This is a genomic window from Campylobacter sp. CS_NA3, from assembly GCF_027797495.1.
Classification (GTDB): Bacteria; Campylobacterota; Campylobacteria; order Campylobacterales; family Campylobacteraceae; genus Campylobacter_B.
Genome location: NZ_CP115609.1, coordinates 974649 through 997194, shown reverse-complemented (window position 1 = coordinate 997194; position 22546 = coordinate 974649). Strand labels below are relative to the sequence as shown.

Here is a 22546-nt window from a genome sequence, read left to right as displayed (position 1 = left end):
TTGCCTATCTAGCAAAAATGTAAATCGCCCATATCGTTATCATCGAAAGTAGCGTTTCTAGCGTGATTATCACAGCCATTAATTCTTTATCTCCGCCAAGCTGTCCTGCTAAAATGTAGCTTGATGTGGCTGTTGGCATAGCAGCAAAAAATATGCAAACCATTGCGATAAAATCGGGTAAATTTAAAGCTGTAACGCCTATATAAACCAAAAATGGATAAAGTGCGAGTTTTAAAAATGACGAAACAAACAAATCGTTTTTTAAATTTTTAATAGCGCCAAATTTTAGTCCGGCTCCGACCGATAAAAGTCCCGTTGTAACGGCTGCTGAGCCTATTAGTTTAAAAGGCTCAAAAATTACGCTTGGCAAATTTATCAAATTTGCGCAAATTCCTATGATACAGGCTAAAACTAGTGGATTTTTAAATATATTTTTTATAGTCAAACGCAGAGAAAATTTACCCTTTCTAACATAAATCGCAAAAATGCAAACACAAAAAATGTTGATTAATGGTATCATAAACGCCATTAAAAAAGCTGCGATTACAAAACCTTCTTCGCCGTAAAGTGCGCCCACAATCGCTAGAAAAATATATGTGTTATAGCGAATTGCACCTTGAAATACGGAAGTAAATTTGCTAGGGCTAAATTTGAAAATAAAATTTGATAAAACAGACAAAAGTGAAATTATAAAAAATGCCACCAAAACGACCAAAAAACCGCTCATCATAGCGCTACTTCCGTCTATTTTGGCAACCGCGATTTTATAAATCAAGAGCGAAGGCATTAAAATATAATAGGTTAAGCTATCCAAAATGTCCCAAAATTTCTGCACTTTATAAAATTTATGTTTTAAAACAAAGCCGATTATAATGAGAAAAAATATCGATAAAATCGCACTCACGATAGTTTGCATATTTAGCCTTTTTTGAAATTTTGGTTAAATTCTTATTTAAAAACGGCGAATTTATCAAATTTGACTAAATTTAATCAAATTTAATTTAATTTGCCGTTTTTAAATGCTAAATTTGCAAATTTATTTTACTTTTGCGATAAGTTCGATTTCGATTAATGCGCCTTTTGGTAGCGTTTTTACAGCCACGCAAGAACGAGCTGGTTTGTGTTCGCTAAAAGTCGCGCCGTAAATTTCATTTACCACTGCAAAATCGTCCATATTTGCCAAGAAAATGGTTGTTTTGACGACATTTTTGATTTCGGTATCACAAGCAGCCAAAACGGCTTTTAAATTTGCCATAACTTGCTCGGTTTGGGCTTTTATGTCGCCATCTACGAACGAGCCGTCAGGTTTAAGGGCGATTTGCCCAGAAGTAAATAAAAATCCGTTTGCGATAATCGCTTGTGAATACGGTCCTATGGCTTGTGGAGCGCTATGTGTTGAGATAATTTGCATATTAATCCTTTCGGTAAAAAATTCACAAATTCTAGCACAACAAGGGCATTTTAGAGCTTAAATTTGATGAAATTTATTAAATTTTACAATTTTGATATAAATTCAAATTTGCAGAATTTAGCGAATTTTGGTTTTTAAATTCGCTAAATTTATGTTTTTTAATCCCCAAATTTATTGATTTGTTTTTTTTTTTTTTTTTGTAAAATACCGCTTTTGAAAATTTTTTAAAGGACAAAAATGGAAGTTTTAAATCAAAATTATATGGACGAAGCGGTTTTTAAAGAAGTTCGCAAAAAAGGGCTTTTAGCGTTTGGGGTTTATGGCGGAGTTTTGCCAAGTTTGTTAATGATCATAGGTGCTTTACTTGCCAATGATAAAAATCCATACGATAAAACTATGGGTGTTTTTGGCATATTTGCTTTTATTTCTATTTGTGCCTTTATTTACCACTGCTTTATCATTTTTGATAAAATAGCAGAGCAAACAAACTCGAATATTTACAATATTTTTAAATCTTGGTTTTATAATTGCCTTTGCATACTGCTGGTTGTCTTAGCATTGCTTTTTGTCGGCGGGAAAACAACAATAGATATGTTTATTGCTCTGTTTTTAGCTTTATTTTTTGGAATAAGGGCAATCTACAAATATGTAAAACTTTTTATAGAACTTAAAAATTTAAGCGACGAAAAACTATTTTTGATATATGCTATTTTGTTCGCTATTTCGTTTATTTTGAGTTTTTCGGTTCCTGTTTTAACTTATGCGGTTTTATTTAGTGGTTTTTCGTTTTTGGGTGGATTGATTAAATTTATAGGTATATTTGATAATATCAATGCGATACTGCTCGTCGCAAGCTTTGTGCTACTTATTTTAGCGTGGTATAGAGTAAAATATTTCAAAGTTTTGCCAAAATTAGCAGATTAAATTTACAAATTTGCAAACACTTGGAAAAATTAGGCTGATTTGTATTATAAATTTAAAAACAAATGCCGACGATTTCGTGTGTGGCGAACACAAGATAAGACTTGGTGCGTCTATCGGTGTTCGCTACACACGAAAACTAGGCTGAGTTATAAATTTAAAAAGCCAAAATTCCTGCACCTTTTAGTTTTTGGCTTCTACTTTCGGCATATACTCGTTTTCCGCCCACAACATCATACTTCCAAATCGGCGCATTTGCCTTAAAATCTTCCACAAATTCGTTGATAAGTTTTAGCGCGACCTTGCGTTTTGGGCTGATGACCGCAGCCACATACGAGCTTGTATGCACTGCTACATCGCCTTTTGCGTGGGCGAATTTCACATACGCATTTTGCGATTTTGCCTTTTGCTCCCACTCGCTAAGCCATGAGCGCAAAATCGGCTCGTAAATGTCGAAACTAAGCGCTTCTATGCCGTCTTCTGCGCGAACAATCCCCACAAAAGTGATAAACGCACCACAATTTTTATCTTTTATCTCGTCATACCAACGAGCCGTTATCTCATTTACATTTAAACTGCCGTCATAAAGTTCCATTTTATCGCCTTTTTTGGAGTTTTAGCCGCCACAAACAGGTGGTAAGATGCTAACTACATCGCCGTTTTTTAACTCGCAGTCTAAATCAAAAACCATTTTGTCATTTATCGCAACTGCCGAGATTTCAAGCCATTTTTTCAAATTTTCATCTTTTGATAAAATCTCTTTTAGCTCTTTTAAATTTGAAGCGTTAAATTCGGCACTTTCTAGCCCAATCGGTCCTAAAAATTCAACTTTTATCATATTTTATCCTTTAAATTTCGCCAAATTCTAACCAAAATTTCATAAAATTTAATATAATTAACCAAAAAATTTAAAGGTAAAATTATGAAAATAGATGAAATCAAAACCCCTGCGTATGTGTGCGAAGAAGCAAAACTTATCGCAAATTTAGGGATTTTAAAAGAAGTTGCCGATAAAAGTGGCGCAAAAATTTTATGTGCTTTGAAAGGATTTTCCTTTTCTTTTGCTATGCCATATATCGCAAAATACCTTAGCGGGGCTACTTGCAGCGGTTTGCACGAAGCCAAATTTGCCAAAGAATTTATTGGGCGAGGTGAAATTCACACATATTCTCCTGCTTTTAAAGATGATGATATGAATGAGATTTTGCAAATTTCAGACCATATCGTTTTTAATAGCTACGCTCAGTGGCAAAAATATCGCAAAAAAGCTCTTGAAAGTGGCGTAAAATGCTCACTTCGCATAAATCCGCAAACTTCGTTTTCGCCCACTGATGCTTACAATCCGTGCGGTAAATTTAGCCGTCTTGGCATAACAAAAGAGAATTTTTTAAAGGCAATAAACGCAGATAGCGAGTTTTTAAAAGGCATTTGGGGGCTTCATTTTCACGCACTTTGCGAAGAAAGTAGCGAAAGTTTGGCAAAAGTTTTGGCAAAATTTGAAGCAGATTTTGGCGAATTTATCCCGCAAATGCACCATATCAACTTCGGCGGCGGTCATCACATAACCAAAAAAGGCTACAACAGGGAGCTTTTGATAAATTTGATAAAAGAATTTCGCGCTAAATACGGCGTGGAAGTTTATTTAGAACCGGGCGAAGCTGTGGGCTGGGAGTGCGGTTATTTGGTAGCTAGTGTGCTTGATATTGTAGAAAATGGCAAAAAAATCGCTATTTTGGATACTTCGGCAGAAGCGCACATGCCCGACACCGTGCTTATGCCATATCGCCCTGCTGTGCGTGGCGAGAGCAAAGATGGTAAATTTACTTATCGTTTTGGTGGAAATACCTGCTTGGCTGGCGACATTGTGGGTTTGGAAGCAGGTGAGCCAGAGTATAAATTTGACAAGGCTTTGCAAATCGGCGATAGAGTGATATTTGAAGACCAAATTCACTATACTATAGTCAAAAATACGACCTTTAACGGCATAAAGCTACCTGATTTGGTTTTGGTTGATGAAAAAGGCGAAATTTTGAAAATCAAAAAATTTGGCTATGACGAATTTAGTCGTAGAAATTAGAAAATTTAGATAAAATTTGCCGAATTTTGAAAAATTTTTATAAATTCGGCAAATTTTTTACAAAATTTAATGTAGCTTTAAGCAACCCTCATATATAATCACATTTCCTTTTCACGGAAACAACCTTCTCGGACTAAATCCTAGATTTTGTTTTTGTTAAAAAGCGTTTTTTAAATTAGTATTGTTAAACTATCTTTTAGTCAATCTTTGAAATCTAAACAAGTGATCGATTGAGCCAAAGACAATTTATTTAAATTGTCAAATTTAAAAGTTACAAACAATTAAGTTTTTAGATTAAAAACTTCATAAATTGAATTTAAAAGATAAAAAGTTTCTTTTTATCTTTGATACATTTTTTATGGAGAGTTTGATCCTGGCTCAGAGTGAACGCTGGCGGCGTGCCTAATACATGCAAGTCGAACGGACAAGTAAGAGCTTGCTCTTATGAGTTAGTGGCGCACGGGTGAGTAATGTATAGTTAATCTGCCCTACACTGGAGGACAACAGTTAGAAATGACTGCTAATACTCCATACTCCTTCTTAACACAAGTTAAGTCGGGAAAGTTTTTCGGTGTAGGATGAGACTATATTGTATCAGCTAGTTGGTAAGGTAATGGCTTACCAAGGCTATGACGCATAACTGGTCTGAGAGGATGATCAGTCACACTGGAACTGAGACACGGTCCAGACTCCTACGGGAGGCAGCAGTAGGGAATATTGCTCAATGGGGGAAACCCTGAAGCAGCAACGCCGCGTGGAGGATGACACTTTTCGGAGCGTAAACTCCTTTTGTTAGGGAAGAACACTGACGGTACCTAACGAATAAGCACCGGCTAACTCCGTGCCAGCAGCCGCGGTAATACGGAGGGTGCAAGCGTTACTCGGAATCACTGGGCGTAAAGGACGCGTAGGCGGATTATCAAGTCTCTTGTGAAATCTAACGGCTTAACCGTTAAACTGCTTGGGAAACTGGTAATCTAGAGTAAGGGAGAGGTAGATGGAATTCTTGGTGTAGGGGTAAAATCCGTAGAGATCAAGAAGAATACCCATTGCGAAGGCGATCTACTGGAACTTAACTGACGCTAATGCGTGAAAGCGTGGGGAGCAAACAGGATTAGATACCCTGGTAGTCCACGCCCTAAACGATGTATACTGGTTGTTGCTATGCTAGTCATGGCAGTAATCCACCTAACGGATTAAGTATACCGCCTGGGGAGTACGGTCGCAAGATTAAAACTCAAAGGAATAGACGGGGACCCGCACAAGCGGTGGAGCATGTGGTTTAATTCGAAGATACGCGAAGAACCTTACCTAGGCTTGATATCCAACAAATCTCTTAGAGATAAGAGAGTGCTAGCTTGCTAGAATGTTGAGACAGGTGCTGCACGGCTGTCGTCAGCTCGTGTCGTGAGATGTTGGGTTAAGTCCCGCAACGAGCGCAACCCACGTATTTAGTTGCTAACGGTTCGGCCGAGCACTCTAAATAGACTGCCTTCGTAAGGAGGAGGAAGGTGTGGACGACGTCAAGTCATCATGGCCCTTATGCCTAGGGCGACACACGTGCTACAATGGCATATACAATGAGACGCAATATCGCGAGATGGAGCAAATCTATAAAATATGTCCCAGTTCGGATTGTTCTCTGCAACTCGAGAGCATGAAGCCGGAATCGCTAGTAATCGTAGATCAGCCATGCTACGGTGAATACGTTCCCGGGTCTTGTACTCACCGCCCGTCACACCATGGGAGTTGATTTCACTCGAAGCCGGAATGCTAAACTAGCTACCGTCCACAGTGGAATCAGCGACTGGGGTGAAGTCGTAACAAGGTAACCGTAGGAGAACCTGCGGTTGGATCACCTCCTTTCTAGAGTACAAATGAATATTCTCTCACAAGATATTCATCATAAACTCAATCGTCCTTGTTTAGGTTTGAGGGATTGATTTAGAAGTTAGTAAATTAGAGGGCCTATAGCTCAGCTGGTTAGAGTGCACCCCTGATAAGGGTGAGGTCACAAGTTCAAGTCTTGTTAGGCCCACCATAAAGTTTAATTTGAGAGTTAAATTTAGCTTTCAAATTAGGCTTTATGCCTATGTTCTTTAACTTACCATTGTTAAAAGTCACAATCAAGTTTTAATAAAAACGATTTTACAGGATCTTGTTAAAGCTTTAATTGTATTTGATGAAAGCCAAACTTTTAAATTTATTTGTTATCCAAATTTAAAAGTTAAGATTAATACAGGGTTATAAAGCCTAACTTACTTTATAATTTTAATCTCTTTCCGTCTTAATCAAATAAATTAAATATTGTAAAAGTGAATTCTATCTTTTATCTTTAACAAGGAAGTAATGCAAATTAGAATATTAACATAGTCTAATACTTCATTTTATTATGAAGTAAAAAAAGGTAAGCTACTAAGAGCAAACGGTGGATGCCTTGGCTAGTAGAGGCGATGAAGGACGTGCCAGGCTGCGATAAGTCTCGGGGAGCCGTCAAGGGGCTTTGATCCGGGAATTTCCGAATGGGGCAACCCAGTTAATAGTAATATTAACTACCTACGGGAGCGAACGAGGGGAATTGAAACATCTTAGTACCCTCAGGAAAAGAAATCAAAAGAGATTACGCTAGTAGCGGCGAGCGAAAGCGTAAGAGGGCAAACCACTAGCTTGCTAGTGGGGTTGTAGGACTGCATAAAAGACTAAAAGCAGATAGCAGAATAAACTGGAAAGTTTAATCATAGAGGGTGATAATCCCGTATGCGAAATCTCCTTTTTACTTAGCAGTATCCTGAGTAGGGCGGGACACGCGAAATCCTGTCTGAAGCCGGGTAGACCACTATCCAACCCTAAATACTACTACTAGACCGATAGTGCACAAGTACCGTGAGGGAAAGGTGAAAAGAACTGAGGTGATCAGAGTGAAATAGAACCTGAAACCGTTTGCTTACAATCATTCAGAGCCCTATGATTTATCAGGGTGATGGACTGCCTTTTGCATAATGAGCCTGCGAGTTGTGGTATCTGGCAAGGTTAAGGAAACCCGGAGCCGTAGCGAAAGCGAGTCTTAATAGGGCGCTAAGTCAGATGCTGCAGACCCGAAACGATGTGATCTATCCATGAGCAGGTTGAAACCGGTGTAAGAACCGGTGGAGGACCGAACCGACGGCTGTTGAAAAAGCTCCGGATGACTTGTGGATAGGGGTGAAAGGCCAATCAAACATCGTGATAGCTGGTTCTCTCCGAAATATATCGAGGTATAGCGTTGTGTCGTAATTATAAGGGGTAGAGCACTGAATGGGCTAGGGCATACACCAATGTACCAAACCCTATCAAACTCCGAATACTTATAATGTAATCACAGCAGTCAGGCGGCGAGTGATAAAATCCGTCGTCAAGAGGGGAACAACCCAGATTAACAGCTAAGGTCCCTAAATCTTATTTAAGTGGAAAACGATGTGGAGTTACTGAAACAACCAGGAGGTTGGCTTAGAAGCAGCCATCCTTTAAAGATAGCGTAATAGCTCACTGGTCTAGTGATTCTGCGCGGAAAATATAACGGGGCTAAAATAAGTACCGAAGCTTTAAATTTACACTTTTGTGTAAGTGGTAGGAGAGCGTTCTATTCAGCGTCGAAGCCATACCGGCAAGGAGTGGTGGAGCGGATAGAAGTGAGCATGCAGGCATGAGTAGCGATAAAATATGTGAGAATCATATTCGCCGTAAACCCAAGGTTTCCTACGCGATGCTCGTCATCGTAGGGTTAGTCGGGTCCTAAGCAAAGTCCGAAAGGGGTATGCGATGGAAAATCGGTTAATATTCCGATACCAATATTAGTGTGCGATGGAAGGACGCTTAAAGTTAGGGGAGCCAGCTGATGGAAGTGCTGGTCTAAGTGTGTAGGTTGAGTTATAGGCAAATCCGTAACTCTTTATCCGAGACATTAAAGGCTCTTGACGCTCTTCGGAGTAGATGGAGAATCCTTGATACTATCGAGCCAAGAAAAGTTTCTAAGTTTAGCTAATATTGCCCGTACCGTAAACCGACACAGGTGGGTGGGATGAGTATTCTAAGGCGCGTGGAAGAACTCTCTTTAAGGAACTCTGCAAAATAGCACCGTATCTTCGGTATAAGGTGTGCCTAACTTTGTGAAAGATTTACTCCCTAAGCAAAGAAGGTTACAACAAAGAGTCCCTCCCGACTGTTTACCATAAACACAGCACTCTGCTAACAAGCAATTGGATGTATAGGGTGTGACGCCTGCCCGGTGCTCGAAGGTTAATTGATGATGTCAGCTCACGCGAAGCATCTGATCGAAGCCCGAGTAAACGGCGGCCGTAACTATAACGGTCCTAAGGTAGCGAAATTCCTTGTCGGTTAAATACCGACCTGCATGAATGGCGTAACGAGATGGGAGCTGTCTCAAAGAGGGATCCAGTGAAATTGTAGTGGAGGTGAAAATTCCTCCTACCCGCGGCAAGACGGAAAGACCCCGTGGACCTTTACTATAGCTTGACACTGCTACTTGGATAAAGATGCGCAGGATAGGTGGGAGGCTTTGATCCATAGACTCCGGTTTATGGTGAGCCATTGTTGAGATACCACTCTTCTTTATTTGGGTAGCTAACTAGCCTGAGTATATCCTCAGGTAGGACAATGTCTGGTGGGTAGTTTGACTGGGGCGGTCGCCTCCCAAAATGTAACGGAGGCTTACAAAGGTTGGCTCAAAGCGGTTGGAAATCGCTTGTAGAGTATAAAGGCATAAGCCAGCTTAACTGCGAGACACACAAGTCAAGCAGAGACGAAAGTCGGTCTTAGTGATCCGGTGGTTCTGTGTGGAAGGGCCATCGCTCAAAGGATAAAAGGTACCCCGGGGATAACAGGCTGATCTCCCCCAAGAGCTCACATCGACGGGGAGGTTTGGCACCTCGATGTCGGCTCATCGCATCCTGGGGCTGGAGCAGGTCCCAAGGGTATGGCTGTTCGCCATTTAAAGCGGTACGCGAGCTGGGTTCAGAACGTCGTGAGACAGTTCGGTCCCTATCTGCCGTGGGCGTAAGAAGATTGAGGAGAGTTGACTCTAGTACGAGAGGACCGAGTCGAACGAACCACTGGTGTATCGGTTGTTCTGCCAAGAGCATCGCCGAGTAGCTAAGTTCGGATGCGATAAGAGCTGAAAGCATCTAAGCTCGAAGCCAACTCCAAGATGAATCTTCTTTTAAGAGCTCAGAAAGACTATCTGTTTGATAGGCCGGATGTGTAAGTGATGAAAGTCATTTAGCTGACCGGTACTAATAGCTCGTTTGCTTATCTTTTTAAGCATTACTTCCTTGTTAAAGGTATTAGAAATCCTTTAACAATATGGTAAAAGATTTTATTAGGCTTGATGACTTTTGCAGTGTTAAAAAAGCAAACTTACAAAGTTTCCTTTTTTAACACTGTCCGTGACTATACAGATGAGGAAACGCCTTGCTCCATACCGAACCAAGAAGCTAAGCTCATCATGGCTGATGATACTATCCCTTACTGGGACGGGGAAAGTAGGTCGTTGCGGACTTTGTTGTTATTTCTTTATGCTTTCTTTTTTAAATCAATTAATCTTTTAAATAAATCTTAGTTAAATCTTTAAAATTTAATTTGTAGTTTTTGGTGTTGAATTTGTGGGATTGGGTTGTTAAATTTATCTAATTTAGATATAAATTTAATGATGAAAAATTGTAAGATTTTTTATATTTTATAAATTGTATTTAAATTTATGAATTAAATTTAATTTGCGTTTTTGCAATATAAATTTGCAAATAAAATTATCTTTATAAATTTATTAAAAGTATTTCTAATTACTTTCATTTTAATTTAAATTTAAGCTTCTATAAGTTAGGATTAAAATTCAATTTTTTTATTTGAAGGAGTTCCTATGAAATTATCAAAAATTCTAGTTCTAGTTACGGCGGTAGCGAGTTTTGCATTTGCAGAGATTAATCTTAACACAGCTACAAAAAAAGAACTTATGATGCTACCGGGTATTGGTGCAGGAAAAGCAGAAGCCATCATAGAATATAGAAAATCAAATAAATTTGAAAGAATTGAAGATATAAAAAATATAAAAGGTATCGGAAATAAAAGATTTGAAATGCTAAAAGATGATTTGAGCGTTAGCGGCGAAACCGATACGACAAATTTAAAATCAGTTGCCCAAAAAGAAAAAGCAAAAGCCGAAAGAAAGGCAAAAGCAAAAGCCAAAAAAGCAGAAAAAAATGCTAAAAAGGCAAAAGATGAAGTAAAAGAAATGACAAAAGAAGCAAAAGATAGCACTAAAAAGGCTAAAAGCGAAACAAAAGAAAAAGTTAAAAAAGTAAAGGAAAAATCAGAAAAAACTGCAAATAAAGCAAAAGACGAAGTAAAAGAAAGCGCTAAAAAAGCAAAAAAAGATTAATTTTTATTAATAAATTTACAAATCTTGGCAAACTTGAAGTTAAATTTCCAAGATTGCATTAGAATTTTTATTATGATAGTGTGAAAAATGTCTTATAAATCAAACTAAATGCGAAAAATACTAAAATCAAAGCCGAAGCGTAGGCTAGCCACATCGCAACTCTGTGGCTAACAAATTTGCGATTTTTATAAATCACAAGCGGAAATAAGCTAATCCACGAAAAAATTCCAAGAATAAGCCCAGCCAAAACTACACCAAAGCTACCGCCGATTTTGGCAGTCGTAGCCGAAACACTTAACCAAAACATTATGACATAAGGGTTTAGCAAATTTAGCAAAAGCCCTTTTAGATAAATCGAAGCATGAGAGCCGATTTCGTCGGTATTTACGCTTTTTGTTTTGATTTCATTTTTTGCGCTTTTGAAAATACCCCACGCCATATAGAGCAAAAAACATGCCCCAAAAATGGCTAAAATTTTAAAAATGCTAGGCGAATTTAGCAGTTTTGCTACACCAAAAGCTGATAAAAGCAGAAAAAATGCGTCAGCACTCATCGCGCCAAGCCCCAAACAAAGTGCTTTTGTATAGCTTTTTAAAGCATAAGACATAATCAAAACATTGATAGGACCTATCGGCACACTAACGCCAAGACCTAGTAAAATTCCTTGTAAAAAAGCTTGCATAAAGCTCCCTAAAATTGCAAAATTAAAGCGTGATTATATAATTTTTTAACTTAAATTTATAGTGGATATTTTTTTGAATTTTTACTAGTTTAAATTTTTTAAATTTAAACGGACAAATTTTGACACTATTTTTTAAATTATTCCCTAAATTTGGGCTTAAATTTAAATAAATCAAATTTAGCCAAATTTCAGCAAATTCCCAAAACAGCGCACTTTTTTTAATCAAAATTTCACTAACCCAAATTTTTTTAAATCCAAACGGACAATTTCTGACATTTTTATTCAGTAAAATTTTGCCAAGAAAATTAGAAAAATAAATTTCTTTTTAAGGAGTGTAAAATGGCATCAGGTGTAGTAGATAGTAGAGTTTTTAGAGTTATGTTCGTCAGCGAAGAGATGAGAAAGATTTTCAGCGACGAAAACAAAGCGCAAAAATGGCTAGATACCGAAGCTGCTCTTGCAAGAGCGCAAGCAAAACTAGGCATTATCGAGCCAAGACGCGCCGAGCAAATCACAAAATTTGCCAAAGCCGAGCTTTTAGATTTAGACGCGATAGGTGAAAACTACAAAAGCTCTATCACAATCGTTCCTTTGCTAAAAGAATTTAAAAAGGTCTTTGATGATGATAGTGGCGAATTTGTGCATTGGGGTGCGACAAGCCAAGATATTATGGATAATGGTATGGTTTTGCAAATCAAAGAAGCTTTGCCGCTCATCAAAAAACTTTTGGAAAAAACCTACAAAGAGGCATTGAGAATTTCAGCCGAGCACAAAAACACCGTTATGGCTGGACGCACACATGTAATACACGCTTTGCCTATTACATTTGGTTTTAAAACTGCAATGTGGGCGCAAGAAATTCGCAGAAGCCTTGATAGATTAAAAGAGATTACTCCAAGAGTTTTAGTTGGTCAATTAAGCGGTGCAGTCGGCACTATGGCGAGCCAAGAGGGCAAAGGCTTAGAAATGCAAAAACTTATGATGGAGGATTTGGGCTTAAATATCCCTGTGATTTCATGGCACCCAAGCAGAGACCACATGGCTGAGTATGTATCTACGCTAGCGATAATCGCAGGAACAATCGGACGCATCGCAAGAGAAATTTTAAGTCTTCAAAGAACTGAAATTTGCGAGGTTGAAGAGCCGTTTTTCATGGGAAAAGTAGGAAGCTCTACTATGCCACATAAACGAAATCCGCAAGTTTGCGAAGGCGTAATCGCTCTAACTAAAATTGTCCGCGCACAAGCACCTTTAATGGTAGAGGCTATGGAGTGCGAAAACGAGCGCGACTGGGGTTGCGAGGCGGTCGAGTGGGACGCAATTCCAAAAAGCTCTATTTTAATCGCAGGTGCGCTTGAAAAAATCAACGATATTTTAGAAAATTTACTTGTTTATCCACAAAATATGAAAAGAAATCTCAACGCACTAAAAGGCGCAATGCTAAGCGAAGCCGTAATGCTACACTTAGGCGAAAAGCTTGGTCGTTTAACTGCGCACGAAATCGTTTATGAAGTTTGTATGAAAGCCTTCACAGACGGCAAACCAGTAATTGATGATCTTTTAGAGCGCGAAGAGGTTAGTAAATATTTCACAAGAGCAGATTTAGAAGAAATCATGCAACCTGAAAAATATGTCGGATTGAGTGCTACTTTTGTAGATAGAGTTATCGAAGATAGTAAAAAATACTTTGGATAAATTTAAAAGGATAAGCTATGAATAAGCTTACAAAAGGAATTCTAGTCATTGTCGTCGGAATATTTATATGGTTTTGTCCGCACCCTGAGGCTGTGAGCGATCAAGCATGGCATCTTTTTGCCATAGTTTTTGCTACGATTTTAGGTCTTATTCTCCAACCACTTCCAATCGGAGCGGTTGCCTTTATCGGTGTTACGATTACGATTTTAACTAAAACGATGAAACCAGCAGAAGCATTAGCTGGTTTTGGGAATTCAACTATTTGGTTAATCGTAAGCGCGTATATGATAGCGCGCGGATTTATTAAAACAGGGCTTGGTAGGCGCATTGCTTATAAAATCATCTCGCTTTTGGGAGATAGCACCTTAAAGCTAGGTTACTCCATCGTCATAAGCGATGCGGTTATCAGCCCTGCTATGCCAAGTAGTGGTGCTAGGGCTGGTGGAATTTTATTTCCTATCGTAAATTCGTTAGCTAAGGCGTTGGGCTCTGAGCCTGATGAGGGAAGCAGAAAAAAAGCAGGAGCATATTTTATGCAAACGCTTTGGCAAGGAAACACCATTACAAATGGTATGTTTCTAACCTCTATGGCAGGAAACCCGCTAATTGCAAGCTTAGCGTTAAGCTCATTTGGTGTGGAAATTAGCTGGACATTGTGGGCGCTTGGTGCGATTGTTCCTGCGATTTGTTCGCTTATAATAATCCCCTTTGTGCTTTATAAAATTTATCCGCCCGAAATAAAGGCGTTTCCACAAGGCAAAGAAATCGCAAAAACCGAACTTGCAAAAATCGGACCTATGCAAAAAAGTGAAAAATGTATGCTTGGTGTTTTTATCGGCTCATTGCTTTTATGGGCAACTGGCACCCTAACAGGCATAAATGCGACCAATGTCGGTATGATAGCGGTTTGTGTTATGGTTGCTTTAAAAATTTTAGAGTGGAACGATGTAATCGGCGAAAAAGGCGCATGGGATACGCTAATGTGGATGGGTGCGCTAATCGCACTTGCAGGCGGCTTAAATAAACTTGGCTTTATCAAGTGGTTTTCAGACGCCGTCGCAGGCGGTATAGGCGATATAAACTGGATTTTGATAATGGGAATTTTGCTTTTAATCTATGTTTATTCGCACTATTTATTTGCTAGTTTAACAGCACACATTACTGCGATGTATGCGGCTTTTGGTGCAGTTGCTATCGCAGCGGGAGCTCCTGCTGTTTTCGTGGCGCTCGTGTTTGCTTATGCAAGCAACCTTATGATGCCAATCACTCACTACGGCGGTGCTCCTGGGCCGATAATCTTTGGTGCAGGTTACAACACCCAAAACGAGTGGTGGAGGCTAGGATTTATCACAACTCTAATAAATCTGTTTATTTGGACGGTAATAGGCGGAATTTGGTGGAAAGTTCTAGGTTTATGGTAAAATAAAAGAGCGGATTTTTCCGCTCTTTTTGATTTTTAAATTTGGATTTTTCATGGCAAATAAAAAAGTTTTTGAAATTTTGGAATTGCTTAAAGATTTCGTTAGCGGAAAAGAGATAATCATCGAGGATTATGCCCTACAAACAGGCATTTCAACCCGCACAGCCAGAAGATATGTAAAAGATCTGCGAGAGATTTTTGGCGAAGAATTTATCGCAAAACTCGCCAAAGGAAGCTATATCTGCAAAAATACAGAATTTTTCAAAACCTTTATCAGCCCCAACAAATACCAAAACGAAAGCGAAAAACTCATCGATTTGCTCCATATCATAAATCCCGGATTTAGTAAATTTTTGCCACAAGCGCACAAAAAAGTCGATGAAAAACTAGAAAAAGAGCTAAGCGAAATTTTTTTAATAAAAGGCTCGCCACACGAAAAAACGCCGAATTTAGATATTTTTGCCAAACTTCAACAAGCGATTAAATTTAAAAAATATACAAATTTAAAATACGATAATGAAATTTTAAAAAATGTAAAAATTTTAAAGCTTATTTATTCAAAGGGAAATTGGTCTGTCGCAACGCTCAGGGATTGCGATAAAAACAGCGGTTTCGAGGTTTTAAGAGTGAATTTTATAGATGAGATTAGGTTGCTTAAAAACACTTTTTATACCGACAAATACACAGAAAATTTTATACAAAATTTAGAAACATTTTTTGACGGATACAGAGCCGAGCCCTTTGTGGTGCGAGTGGCTATCTCGCCAAAAGTGATTAAATTTTTCGAGAAAAAGACATTTTTTGCTTCACAAAAAATCACCGATGAAATTTTAGAAAATTCATGGAGAGTGGTTGAATTTACCCTAAGTAGCGATGATATGCTAATGCCACTAGCAAGGCGTTGGTTTCCTGATTTTGTAATACTTTCGCCGAAATCAACAAGGGATAAATTTGATAAATTAATTATGGATTATCTAAAATTTGGGAAAAATTTAGGCAAATTTTTAAATTAAAAAATGAATGAAATTCACCTTGAATTTATATAAATTTTTACTAAATTTGGTAAAATATTCCTTTATTTAATTTTTTTTAATCAAATTTAGATAAAATTATTCCTAATTTTTAATGTAAGCGAGAAAAATGAACTATTTTTTAGGCATAGATGTCGGTTCTACGACCGTAAAAACCGTATTACTTAACGAAGATTGCGAGATTATACACAAAAGTTATGATCGTCATTTTGCAAAGCCCAAATTTGCCGTAGCACAAACGCTTTCATTTTTAAAAGATAAATTTGCAAATTCGCAGTTTCGCGTGGCTATTACAGGCTCAGCTGGACTTGGCATTTCAAAAAGCTGTAATATCGACTTCGTTCAAGAGGTTTTTGCCACTTCGCTTGGCGTAAAAAAGGCATTTCCGAAAACCGATGTCGTTATCGAGCTTGGCGGAGAAGATGCTAAGATTTTATTTCTTACAGGCGGCGTAGAAGAGCGTATGAACGGAAGCTGTGCTGGAGGGACGGGTGCATTTATCGACCAAATGGCAAATTTGCTAAATATTAGCCTTGCGATGCTTGATAAATTAAGCTTTGGTTATGAAAAAATTTATCCTATCGCTTCAAGGTGTGGCGTGTTTGCTAAAAGCGATATTCAGCCACTTCTCAATCAAGGCGCTAGAAAAGAAGATATAAGCGCAAGTATCTTTAACGCAGTCGTTGAGCAGACTATTTCAGGACTTGCGCAAGGCAGAGAAGTCAAAGGAAATGTCCTATTTTTGGGCGGTCCGTTATATTTTATGCAAGGGCTTAGAAATAGTTTCAAAAAAGCTTTAAATTTAGATGAATCAAATTCCGTTTTTCCTGAGTTAGCACCTTATTTCGTGGCTTACGGAAGTGCGCTTTATGCCAAAGATAGTGCAAAAGTGCAAAATTTAGAAGATATTTTAAATTTACTCGAACACGAACCGCACAAAGAAGTGATAAACGCAGAACCGCCACTTTTTAAAGATGAGAGCGAATACAGCGAGTTTTTAAATCGCCACGCAATGGCAAGCGCGCCTAAAATGGATATTTTATCTTATAGCGGAAAAGCGTATTTGGGCGTGGATTGTGGCTCAACTACAATCAAAATCGCTTTAATCGGGCAAAATAACGAACTTTTGTATAAATTTTATTCATCAAACAAAGGCGATCCGATTGCGATTTTGCTCCCTGAGCTTAAAAAAATCTATTCTATGTGCGAAAACCGCATTAAAATCGCAGGTAGCGGCGTAACGGGATACGGCGAAGAGCTGATAAAGGCTGCGTTTAAATTTGATTATGGCATTGTTGAGACGATCGCACATTATAGCGCGGCAAAACATTTTAACAGGGATGTTGATTTTATCATCGACATCGGCGGACAAGATATAAAATGTTTTTCTATCAAAAACGGAAGTATCGATTCTATCGTGCTAAATGAAGCGTGTAGTTCTGGCTGTGGCTCGTTTTTGCAATCATTTGCAAATTCTCTTGGATATGAGATTGGCGAATTTGCAAAAATGGCGTTGTTTGCGAAAAATCCATCAAAATTAGGCAGTCGCTGCACCGTATTTATGAACTCATCGGTCAAACAAGCCCAAAGAGACGGCGCAGAAGTCGAAGATATAAGTGCTGGTCTAGCTATTAGTGTCATCAAAAACGCCATTTATAAGGTGATTCGCGCTAGAAGTGCCGACGAGCTGGGAGAGCATATCGTGGTTCAAGGCGGGACATTTTTAAATGATGCCGTTTTAAGGGCGTTTGAAAGAGAGCTTGGCAAAAATGTCATTAGGCTTGATATTAGCGAGATTATGGGTGCTTATGGCGCAGCACTTTTTGCCAAAAACAATGCGATTGCCACTTCAAATTTAATATCAATAGACGAACTTAATAATTTTAGTCATGAGAGCGAATTTGGCTCTTGCAAACTTTGCACAAATAAATGTGCTTTGACAATCAATATTTTCAGCGACGGAAGCAGATTTGTAGTGGGAAACAAATGCGAACGGGGCGCCGGAAAAGAGATCAAAAATGATTTGCCAAATTTGTTTGAGTTTAAAAATGAGCTTTTGAAACGCTACAAAAAAGCGCCAAAAACAGGCGAATTAAAAGTAGGAATCCCGTTTGTCCTAAATATGTATGAAATGCTGCCGTTTTGGGCGAAATTCTTTGAAAATTTAGGCATTAGCGTGGTGCTTTCAAATCGCCCTAGAAAAGAGACGCTATTTTTATCTAGCCAAAGCATACCGTCAGATACTGTGTGTTATCCCGCTAAAATCACGCACGGACATATTTATGACCTGCTTAAAAAAGAAGTTGATTTTATTTTTTATCCGTGCATGAGCTACAATATCGACGAAAAAATCAGCGAAAACTGCTACAACTGCCCTGTGGTGGCGTATTACCCAGAACTGATAAGAGCAAATGTAGGAGCGCTTAAAGATACCAAATTTATCTATCCGCATATTGATATAAATGATTTGGAATTTATGTCAAATTCGCTAAAAAATGAATTTGAAAAATTTGGCTTTAAATTTAGCCTAGAAGCCGTTAAAAACGCCGTATATCACGGACAAGAAGAGCTAAATAGATACAAAAAAGCTATCCTTGCAAAAGGCGAAGAAACGCTAAAAAGCGTGATAGAAAATAACCAAAACGCCGTTGTTTTGGCTTCTCGTCCGTATCATATAGATAAATTTATAAATCACGGAATCGATAAATATCTAAATTCTATCGGATTTGTCGTGCTTAGCGAAGACTCACTTCCGCTTGAATATGTCCAAACCAAAAGCTTAAATCAATGGACTTATCACGCTAGAATGTATAATGCGGCAAATTTTGTAGCTAAATTTGACAATCTCGAACTTGTTCAGCTTGTTAGCTTTGGATGCGGAATTGATGCTATTACAAGCGATGAGATTAGAGATTTGCTAGCCAAAAAAGGCAAAATTTACACCCAGCTAAAAATCGATGAAGTTACAAATCTGGGAGCTGTAAAAATTCGCCTAAGAAGCTTGAAAGCCGCCATTTTTGAAAGAGCAAAATCAGCAAAAAAAGGAAAATAATTGTTTGCCAAATTTACAAAAGATATGAAAGAAACCCATACTATTTTAATTCCCACGATGATAGATCCGCATTTTCGCTTTATGCAAGGCGTTTTAGCAGCTGATGGATACAAAAGCGTTTTGCTCTCAGAAAATCGTCAAAATATCGTAGAAGAAGGTTTAAAAAGCGTTCATAATGATATGTGCTACCCTGCGTTGCTCGTCATCGGGCAGTTTATGGACGCCCTTAAAAGCGGCGAATTTGATACGCACAAAGTCGCTTTGCTAATATCGCAAACGGGCGGTGGTTGTAGGGCTAGTAACTATATAAATTTACTTCGCAAAGCCCTTGAAGATAGCGGTTTTGAATATGTGCCTGTGATTTCGCTAAATTTTAGCTCACTTGATGAAAATGAATTTGTGCTTTCGAAAAAAGCCTTGCTTAGGCTTTTTGGAGCCATTTTTTATGGCGATTTGCTAATGTGCCTTTACAATCAATGCAAACCTTATGAAAAAAAGCCAGATTTTACCGATGAAATTTTCGAGCTTTGTGTAAATCATATTTGCGATTTGGTGGGTAAAAAAAGCTTTTTTAGGTTGCGAAAAAACTTTAAATTTATACTTTCAAATTTCGCTAAAATCGACAGAAGCGACGAAAAAAAGGTAAAAGTCGGCATTGTGGGTGAAATTTATCTAAAATACTCGCCAATTGGCAATAACGGATTAAATTCATACTTAATCAAAGAAAACGCAGAGCCCGTAAATACGGGGCTTATGGATTTTGTGCTAACTTGCATTTATGACGCCGTTTATGACAAAGAGCTTTACGGCAAGGGCGGAGTGGCGTATTATGCGTCATTTGCAGTGGCAAAAATAATCGAATTTATCCAAGCAAGGCTAATTTCGCTTATCAAAAGCTACGGATTTCGCGCTCCAACGCCGTTTAAAGCCGTGCGAAAGGCAGCCGATGGTTATATCAGCCATGGTGTAAAAATGGGTGAGGGCTGGTTGCTAACTGCTGAAATGGTCGAATTCGTAAGCCACGGCATAGAAAATGTCGTCTGCGCTCAGCCTTTTGGGTGTTTGCCAAATCATATTATAGCTCGTGGCATGGTGCGAAAAATCAAAGAAAATTTTCCAGACGCAAATATAGCAGCGATTGATTATGATCCGGGTGCAAGTGCGGTAAATCAAGAAAACCGCATAAAATTAATGCTTGCAAACGCTAGTGTTTAGCGAATTTTAAATTGAATTCAGCCTAGCTTTGGCTTGATTTCGTGTTTTTCTCGTTCGATAGGCACAAAGCCTTATCTCACTCGAAAAACACTTCAAAACAAGCTAAATCGTCGGCATTTGTAGTTTAAAATTTAGATTGAGACAAGCCTAGCTTTCACGCCGAATTTGCAACGATAGACAAAATAAGTCTTATCTTATGCAAATTCGGCGCGAAATCGTCGGCATTTGGTCTTCAAATTTGGTAATGAATTTTTTAAATTTACTACGCCACTCTGTCTTGAATTTTTTTAAATCATTAGGCGAATTTTCAAATTTTATTATTTATTAAATTCCAAAAATTTATCAGCCTATCAGATAAAATTGTATAAAATTACAAAATTCAAAACTCGCAAGGAAATCAGATGAGTTACAAACTTAAACACCTTTTAAGTATGCAAGATTTAAGCAAAGAAGACATTTTTTCATTTATTGAGTTGGCAAAGGAATTTAAAGCGTTAAATCGCACACCTGTGAAAAAAACAGATTCGCTTCGCGGAAAAACCGTTATCAACGCTTTTTTTGAGAATTCAACCAGAACGAGAATTTCATTTGAAATCGCCGCAAAACGGCTTGGAGCGGACGCTATAAATTTCAGCGCAGGTTCAAGTAGCACGAAAAAAGGCGAAACGCTAATCGATACGATAAAAAATATGCAAGCCATGCGTAGCGATATTTTCGTCGTTCGCCACGAAAGCTCAGGTGTGCCAAAATTCATCGCAGCAAACTGCGACGCTTCGATTGTCAATGCAGGGGACGGCTTGAACGAACACCCAACGCAATCATTGCTAGATTTATTTACGATTTATGAAGCTAAGGGCAAATTTGACGGGCTTACAGTTGCTATCATCGGCGATATTTTTAAAAGTAGAGTTGCTAGGTCAAATATTTGGGCGATGAGAAAATTAGGCATTAGCGTGAAACTTTTTGGACCGCCGATGATGATGCGAGATTGCGATGCGTTTGGTTGCCAAATTTGCAAAAGCATGGAAGAAGCCGTCGAAGGCACCGATGTCATCATCATGCTTCGCATTCAGCTAGAAAGGCAAGATGGCGAACCAAGTTTTCCGAGCGTGAAAGAATACAGCAAATTTTTTGGCTTAACAAAATCAAAAATGCTCCACGCCAAAGACGGCGTTATCATCATGCACCCAGGTCCTATAAATCGGGGCGTGGAGATAAATTCAGATGTGGCCGATGACCCACGATTTACCTGCATACTAGATCAAGTCGAAAACGGCACGGCAATGCGTATGGCGGTGCTTCACACACTAAATTTAAATAGGAACAAATAATGAAAATTTTGATAAAAAACGGCACAGTTATCAACCACGACAAAAGCGAAAAAATCAATGTTTTAATAGAAAATGATAGAATTGTCTCACTTACAAAAGATGAGCCTAACGCCGATAAAATCATCGACGCAACGGGCAAATTCGTCATGCCCGGACTTATAGATATGCATGTGCATTTTAGAGATCCCGGTTTTGAGTATAAAGATGATGTAAATTCAGGTAGCGAAACAGCCGTCGCAGGTGGCGTAACAACGGCACTTCCTATGGCAAACACAAAGCCTGTCAATGACAACGCCGCAATCACAAGAGCGATGATAGAAAAAGCAAAAAAACGCGGACTTATCGATTTATTGCCGTTTGGTGCGATAACGCAAGGCTTTAAAGGCGAACGCATAACCGAAATGGGCGAAATGCTTGAAGCTGGTTGTGTAGCATTTAGCGACGACGGACTTCCCGTAACCGATAGCTCGGTCATGCGACAAGCACTCGAATACACGGCGCACTTTGGCTCGTTTGTCTCAAATCACAGCGAAGACTGCTCACTTTGTCGTGGTGGAGTTATGAACGAAGGCAAGGTAAGTGCCATTTTAGGGCTAAAAGGCATGGCAAGTGAAAAAGAAGAGATTATGGTTTCGCGCGACATTTTGTTAGCCAAAAAAACGGGCGGACACCTGCATGTGGCACATGTAAGCTCGGCGTGGTCGCTAAAACTCATCGAACAAGCCAAAAAAGAAGGAATTAATGTAACATGCGAAGTTACACCACACCACTTCACATACGATGAGAGCGAACTTATGGGCTATGATACGAATTTTAAAATGTCCCCACCGCTTCGCACGAACGCCGATGTAACGGCTATGCGAGAGGGCTTAAAAAACGGCTTAATCGATGTCATCGCCACAGACCATGCACCGCACAGCTGGGACGATAAATTTGTCGAATTTGACAAAGCGCCGTTTGGGATTTTAGGGCTTCAAACGCTAGTTCCTTTGACTTTGCGTTTGGTGGAAGACGGCGTAATCAGCCTAGAAAAAATGGTATTTTTAACTTCGTATAATCCTGCGAAAATCTTAAATTTAAAGGACAAAGGCGAAATCGCCGTTGGCAAACTAGCCGACATCGCCATAATCGACCCTGAACTAAAATACATTTATGACGAAAAAATCAACAAGTCAAAATCGCAAAATTCGCCACTATTTGGCAAAGAGCTAAAAGGTGCGTGTGTGCTGACCATAAAAAGCGGAAGAGTGGTTTTTGAATTTCCAAATGTTGTGGGTTAAA

The 22546-nt window shown here is 38.8% G+C and carries 16 protein-coding genes, 1 tRNA gene and 3 rRNA genes; 15 read left to right on the top strand and 5 right to left on the bottom strand.

Translation table 11 applies throughout. The features are described from left to right. Window positions 1-4: 4 nt before the first annotated feature. Together PF026_RS04960 and PF026_RS04955 are read right to left on the bottom strand one after the other, a co-directional pair. Window positions 5-916 carry an AEC family transporter gene (locus PF026_RS04960; RefSeq protein ID WP_270870422.1) on the bottom strand — a complete coding sequence of 304 codons (912 nt, stop codon included), beginning with the start codon at window positions 914-916 and terminating at the stop codon, window positions 5-7. A gap of 120 nt (window positions 917-1036) precedes the next feature. Next, complete coding sequence (locus PF026_RS04955) at window positions 1037-1411, bottom strand: RidA family protein (protein WP_270863464.1); 375 nt, start codon at window positions 1409-1411, stop codon at window positions 1037-1039. 237 nt (window positions 1412-1648) lie between these two features. Between PF026_RS04955 and PF026_RS04950 the strand changes: the two genes are divergently transcribed. Next, a complete protein-coding gene (locus PF026_RS04950) occupies window positions 1649-2335 on the top strand; it encodes a hypothetical protein (protein ID WP_270870423.1) in 687 nt (228 codons plus the stop codon). 10 nt (window positions 2336-2345) lie between these two features. After that, window positions 2346-2480 (top strand): hypothetical protein, encoded by a 135-nt coding sequence (locus PF026_RS04945; protein WP_270863462.1) that lies wholly within the window; start codon window positions 2346-2348, stop codon window positions 2478-2480. Between the two features lie 9 nt (window positions 2481-2489). On the opposite strand, the gene PF026_RS04940 is transcribed toward PF026_RS04945, so the two are convergent. Together PF026_RS04940 and PF026_RS04935 are read right to left on the bottom strand one after the other, a co-directional pair. Next, entirely contained in the window at window positions 2490-2927 is a 438-nt protein-coding gene (locus PF026_RS04940) for a molybdopterin synthase catalytic subunit (protein ID WP_270863461.1), read from the bottom strand. Window positions 2928-2948: 21 nt separating this feature from the next. After that, the gene (locus PF026_RS04935) at window positions 2949-3170 is read right to left on the bottom strand and encodes a MoaD/ThiS family protein (RefSeq protein WP_270863460.1); all 222 of its coding nucleotides are present in this window, start codon (window positions 3168-3170) and stop codon (window positions 2949-2951) included. An 84-nt stretch (window positions 3171-3254) separates the two neighbouring features. On the opposite strand from PF026_RS04935, the gene nspC reads away from it, so the two are divergent. From nspC to PF026_RS07965, 6 genes are all read left to right on the top strand, one after another. Further along, entirely contained in the window at window positions 3255-4409 is a 1155-nt protein-coding gene (nspC, locus tag PF026_RS04930) for a carboxynorspermidine decarboxylase (RefSeq protein WP_270863459.1), read from the top strand. Window positions 4410-4764: 355 nt separating this feature from the next. Continuing rightward, a 16S ribosomal RNA gene (locus PF026_RS04925) occupies window positions 4765-6275 on the top strand. A gap of 98 nt (window positions 6276-6373) precedes the next feature. Continuing rightward, a tRNA-Ile gene (locus PF026_RS04920) sits at window positions 6374-6450 on the top strand. Between the two features lie 364 nt (window positions 6451-6814). Continuing rightward, window positions 6815-9721: ribosomal RNA gene (locus tag PF026_RS04915) — 23S ribosomal RNA — on the top strand. Between the two features lie 125 nt (window positions 9722-9846). Then, window positions 9847-9963 (top strand): 5S ribosomal RNA (gene rrf, locus PF026_RS04910). The 16S, 23S and 5S rRNA genes sit together here with 1 tRNA gene alongside, the layout of an rRNA operon. A gap of 357 nt (window positions 9964-10320) precedes the next feature. Next, complete coding sequence (locus tag PF026_RS07965) at window positions 10321-10839, top strand: ComEA family DNA-binding protein (protein ID WP_373567003.1); 519 nt, start codon at window positions 10321-10323, stop codon at window positions 10837-10839. Between the two features lie 70 nt (window positions 10840-10909). Here the strand turns inward: PF026_RS07965 and PF026_RS04900 are convergent, their stop codons facing one another. Further along, the gene (locus PF026_RS04900; RefSeq protein WP_270864022.1) at window positions 10910-11521 is read right to left on the bottom strand and encodes a LysE family translocator; all 612 of its coding nucleotides are present in this window, start codon (window positions 11519-11521) and stop codon (window positions 10910-10912) included. A gap of 339 nt (window positions 11522-11860) precedes the next feature. Here PF026_RS04900 and purB point away from each other — a divergent pair, with 339 nt between their 5' ends. From purB to PF026_RS04865, 7 genes are all read left to right on the top strand, one after another. Next, window positions 11861-13216 (top strand): adenylosuccinate lyase, encoded by a 1356-nt coding sequence (purB, locus tag PF026_RS04895; protein ID WP_270860740.1) that lies wholly within the window; start codon window positions 11861-11863, stop codon window positions 13214-13216. Between the two features lie 17 nt (window positions 13217-13233). Beyond that, window positions 13234-14637 carry an anion permease gene (locus PF026_RS04890; protein WP_270870425.1) on the top strand — a complete coding sequence of 468 codons (1404 nt, stop codon included), beginning with the start codon at window positions 13234-13236 and terminating at the stop codon, window positions 14635-14637. 52 nt (window positions 14638-14689) lie between these two features. Next, window positions 14690-15649 carry a helix-turn-helix transcriptional regulator gene (locus PF026_RS04885; protein ID WP_270870426.1) on the top strand — a complete coding sequence of 320 codons (960 nt, stop codon included), beginning with the start codon at window positions 14690-14692 and terminating at the stop codon, window positions 15647-15649. A 127-nt stretch (window positions 15650-15776) separates the two neighbouring features. Then, window positions 15777-18719 (top strand): acyl-CoA dehydratase activase, encoded by a 2943-nt coding sequence (locus PF026_RS04880; RefSeq protein ID WP_270870427.1) that lies wholly within the window; start codon window positions 15777-15779, stop codon window positions 18717-18719. Further along, window positions 18720-19934 (top strand): 2-hydroxyacyl-CoA dehydratase, encoded by a 1215-nt coding sequence (locus PF026_RS04875; protein ID WP_270864018.1) that lies wholly within the window; start codon window positions 18720-18722, stop codon window positions 19932-19934. It abuts the gene before it with no gap. A 401-nt stretch (window positions 19935-20335) separates the two neighbouring features. Continuing rightward, window positions 20336-21265: an aspartate carbamoyltransferase catalytic subunit gene (locus PF026_RS04870; protein WP_270864017.1), complete on the top strand. Its 930-nt coding sequence runs from the start codon at window positions 20336-20338 to the stop codon at window positions 21263-21265. Further along, window positions 21265-22545: a dihydroorotase gene (locus PF026_RS04865; RefSeq protein WP_270864016.1), complete on the top strand. Its 1281-nt coding sequence runs from the start codon at window positions 21265-21267 to the stop codon at window positions 22543-22545. Before PF026_RS04870 ends, PF026_RS04865 begins: the two co-directional genes overlap by 1 nt. The last annotated feature ends 1 nt before the right edge of the window (window position 22546 follow it).

Bases quoted from the DNA above. Each gene is read 5' to 3' on its own strand.
- PF026_RS04940 (WP_270863461.1), bottom strand. From the start codon at position 2,927: ATGGAACTTTATGACGGCAGTTTAAATGTAAATGAGATAACGGCTCGT.
- PF026_RS04870 (WP_270864017.1), top strand. From the start codon at position 20,336: ATGAGTTACAAACTTAAACACCTTTTAAGTATGCAAGATTTAAGCAAA.
- nspC (WP_270863459.1), top strand. From the start codon at position 3,255: ATGAAAATAGATGAAATCAAAACCCCTGCGTATGTGTGCGAAGAAGCA.
- PF026_RS04960 (WP_270870422.1), bottom strand. From the start codon at position 916: ATGCAAACTATCGTGAGTGCGATTTTATCGATATTTTTTCTCATTATA.
- PF026_RS04935 (WP_270863460.1), bottom strand. From the start codon at position 3,170: ATGATAAAAGTTGAATTTTTAGGACCGATTGGGCTAGAAAGTGCCGAA.
- PF026_RS04950 (WP_270870423.1), top strand. From the start codon at position 1,649: ATGGAAGTTTTAAATCAAAATTATATGGACGAAGCGGTTTTTAAAGAA.
- PF026_RS04865 (WP_270864016.1), top strand. From the start codon at position 21,265: ATGAAAATTTTGATAAAAAACGGCACAGTTATCAACCACGACAAAAGC.
- PF026_RS04880 (WP_270870427.1), top strand. From the start codon at position 15,777: ATGAACTATTTTTTAGGCATAGATGTCGGTTCTACGACCGTAAAAACC.
- PF026_RS07965 (WP_373567003.1), top strand. From the start codon at position 10,321: ATGAAATTATCAAAAATTCTAGTTCTAGTTACGGCGGTAGCGAGTTTT.
- PF026_RS04885 (WP_270870426.1), top strand. From the start codon at position 14,690: ATGGCAAATAAAAAAGTTTTTGAAATTTTGGAATTGCTTAAAGATTTC.
- PF026_RS04890 (WP_270870425.1), top strand. From the start codon at position 13,234: ATGAATAAGCTTACAAAAGGAATTCTAGTCATTGTCGTCGGAATATTT.
- PF026_RS04900 (WP_270864022.1), bottom strand. From the start codon at position 11,521: ATGCAAGCTTTTTTACAAGGAATTTTACTAGGTCTTGGCGTTAGTGTG.
- purB (WP_270860740.1), top strand. From the start codon at position 11,861: ATGGCATCAGGTGTAGTAGATAGTAGAGTTTTTAGAGTTATGTTCGTC.
- PF026_RS04955 (WP_270863464.1), bottom strand. From the start codon at position 1,411: ATGCAAATTATCTCAACACATAGCGCTCCACAAGCCATAGGACCGTAT.